The sequence below is a fragment of the Streptosporangium vulgare genome (assembly GCF_042428775.1).
GTDB classification, from domain to species: domain Bacteria; phylum Actinomycetota; class Actinomycetes; order Streptosporangiales; family Streptosporangiaceae; genus Streptosporangium; species Streptosporangium vulgare.
Genome location: NZ_JBHMBS010000077.1, coordinates 1 through 3440 on the forward strand (window position 1 = coordinate 1; position 3440 = coordinate 3440).

1 protein-coding gene is annotated in these 3440 nt (G+C 72.3%); it reads left to right on the forward strand.

The window, feature by feature from the left end; genetic code table 11:
• Positions 1 to 34: 34 nt before the first annotated feature.
• On the forward strand, positions 35 to 3440 hold a 3406-nt coding region (locus tag ACFFRH_RS43975; protein ID WP_386164115.1), incomplete at its 3' end, for a type I polyketide synthase.

Below are 3440 nucleotides of genomic sequence, written 5' to 3' on the forward strand. Positions count from 1 at the left end.
GGGTATTCCGGCCGGTCAGCCGCTGAGTGGTGTGGTGCACGCGGCCGGAGTCCTGGACGACGGTGTGATCACCGCGCTCACCCCCGAGCGGCTGGACCGGGTCATGCGGCCCAAGGCCGACGCGGCCTGGCACCTGCACGAGCTGACCCGGCATCTCGACCTGTCCGCGTTCGTGATGTTCTCCTCGATGGCCGGGGTGCTGGGCGGTCCCGGGCAGGGCAACTACGCCGCGGCCAACGCCTTCCTCGACGCCCTGGCCGAACACCGCAGAGCGCGGGGACTGGCGGGCACCTCGCTGGCCTGGGGCCTGTGGCGCGAGGGCGGGCTGGCCGACCTGGACGAGGCCGACCTGCGGCGCCTCGCGCGCTCCGGCGTCGACCCGCTCACCGCCGAGGACGGACTCACCCTCCTCGACGCCGCGCTCGACACGGGACGGGCCACGCTGCTCCCTGCCCAGCTCAACTTCAAGGTCCTCAGCGGTCACGCGGACTCGCTGCCGCCGCTGCTGCGCGGCCTGGTGTCCGCTCCGGCCAGGCGGGTGGTGACGGCGGCCTCGGAGGCGGCTGCCACCCTGAAGCAGCAGCTGGCGAGCCTGCCTCCGGCCGGACAGCGGGCCGTGCTGGAGGACCTGGTACGCGACCAGCTGGCCGTGGTCCTCGGGTTCGCCGACGCGTCCGCGCTCGACGACGGCGTCTCCTTCCAGGAGCTCGGCTTCGACTCGCTGATGGCCGTGGAGTTCCGTAACCGGCTCAGCCAGGTCACCGGAATGCGGCTGCCGGCCACGCTGATCTTCGACTATCCGACCCAGACGGCGCTCGTCCCGTTCCTGTCCGGCGAGCTGCTCGGCAAGCGGGAGGTCGCGGTCACGTCGCGGGTCTCGGCCGGGGACGACGAGCCGATCGCGATCGTGGGCATGGCCTGCCGCTACCCCGGCGGGGTCGAATCGCCGGAGGACATGTGGCGGCTCGTGGCGCGGGCGGGCGACGCGGTGGGCGAGTTCCCCACCGATCGAGGCTGGGACCTGGACAAGCTGTACGACCCGGAGCCCGGCAACCGCGGCACCTCCTACGCCCGGCACGGCGGTTTCCTGTACGACGCCGCCGAGTTCGACCCCGGCTTCTTCGGGATCAGCCCGCGTGAGGCGCTCGCGATGGACCCGCAGCAGCGGCTGCTGCTGGAGAGCTCCTGGCAGGCGATCGAGCGCGCGGGAATCGACCCGCACGGGCTGCGCGGCAGCCGGACGGGCGTGTTCGCGGGTGTGATGTACCACGACTACGCGAACCAGCTCTCGTCCGTACCGGAGGAGCTGGAGGGCCTGATCGGCACCGGCAACTCGGGCAGCGTCGCCTCGGGCCGGGTGTCGTACACCTTCGGGTTCGAGGGACCCGCGATGACCGTGGACACGGCGTGCTCGTCGTCGCTGGTCGCGCTGCACCTGGCGGCGCAGGCACTGCGCTCGGGTGACTGTGACCTGGCTCTGGCGGGCGGCGTGACGGTGATGGCCACCCCGTGGACGTTCGTCGAGTTCGCCCGGCAGCGCAACCTGTCGCCCGACGGCCGCTGCCGGGCCTTCGCCCAGGCGGAAGGCGGCGTCGGCCTCTCGGAGGGCGTGGGCATGCTGCTCGTCGAGCGGCTCTCGGACGCGCGGCGCAACGGCCACCAGGTCCTCGCGGTCCTGCGGGGCAGCGCGGTCAACCAGGACGGTGCGAGCAACGGCCTGACGGCGCCGAACGGTCCGTCGCAGCAGCGGGTGATCCGTCAGGCCCTGGCCAGCGCGAACCTCTCGCCCGCGGACGTGGACGTGGTCGAGGCGCACGGCACCGGGACCGTTCTGGGCGACCCGATCGAGGCGCAGGCCATCCTGGCCACCTACGGCCAGGACCGCCCGGAGGACCGGCCGGTGTGGCTGGGGTCCATCAAGTCGAACATCGGTCACGCGCAGGCGGCCGCGGGTGTGGCCGGTGTGATCAAGATGGTGATGGCGCTGCGCAACGGCGTCATGCCGCAGACCCTGCACGCCGAGGAGCGGTCGGAGCACATCGACTGGTCGGCGGGCGCGGTGGAGCTGCTCACCGAGGCCCGTCCCTGGGAGCCGGAGAACGGCCCGCGCCGGGCCGCGGTGTCGTCCTTCGGGATCAGCGGCACGAACGCGCACGTCGTCCTGGAGGAGTCTCCGGCCGAACCGGACAGGGAGCCGGGCGAGGTCCTGCCCGCCGTCCCGTGGCTGCTCTCCGGGAAGTCGGTGGCGGCGCTGCGGGCACAGGCGCGGCACCTCAGGTCCTGGATGCTGGCACGGCCGGAGCTGGACGTGGCCGATGTCGGCTGGTCGCTGGCGACGGGCCGGGCGCTGCTGGAGCAGCGCGCGACGGTGGTCGGCGCGGACCGCGCCGGGCTGCTGGAGGCGCTGTCGGCGCTGGCCGAGGGCGAGCCGGGCGAGTCGGTGGTCGAGTCCGGGCTGGTACGCGGGCGAGCCAGGTTGGCGATGTTGTTCGCCGGTCAGGGCAGTCAGCGGGTGGGGATGGGCCGTGAGCTGGCCTCCGCCTTCCCGGTGTTCGCCGAGGCGTTGGACGAGGTCTGCGCGCTGCTGCCGCATCCCGTGCGTCAGGTGATGTTCTCCGACCCTGACGGTGTGCTGGCCGAGACGGGGATGACCCAGCCGGCGCTGTTCGCCTTCGAGGTCGCCCTCTACCGGCTGCTGGCCTCGCTGGGTGTTACGCCGGATGTGCTGGTCGGGCACTCGGTCGGAGAGATAGCCGCCGCCCATGTGGCGGGTGTGCTGTCGCTGCCCGACGCGTGTGCCCTCGTCACCGCCCGCGCCCGGTTGATGCAGGCGTTGCCGGAGGGTGGGGCGATGCTGGCCATCGCCGCTCCCGAGGCCGAGATCCTTCCGCTGCTGGAGGGCCGCCAGGACGTCGGCATCGCCGCCGTGAACGGCCCGCAGGCCGTGGTGATCTCCGGCAGCGAGGTCGCGGTGGAGGAGATCGCGGGCCTGGTGAGCGCGCGGACGCGCAGGCTGCGCGTCTCGCACGCCTTCCATTCGCCGCTGATGGAGCCGATGCTGGCGGAGTTCGAGCAGATCGTCTCCGGGTTGACCTTCGCCGAGCCGACCATTCCTGTCGTCTCCAATGTGACGGGCCGTCTCGCTGAGCCGGGTCTGCTGACCGACCCGGCGTACTGGGTGCGGCATGTGCGGGAGGCGGTGCGTTTCGCCGACGGGGTCACCGCCTGTCAGGCGAATGTGTTCGTGGAGGTCGGCCCGGACACCACGTTGACCGCGCTGGCTCAGCAGAGCGTCGAGGACGGCGTCTTCGTCGCGACCGCGCGTAAGGATCGGGATGAGGCTCGGACGCTGGTCAGGGCGTTGGGGCAGTTGCAGGTTCGTGGTATCGCGGTTGATTGGGATGCGTTCTTCGCTCCGGCTCGGCCGGTGCGGGTGGATC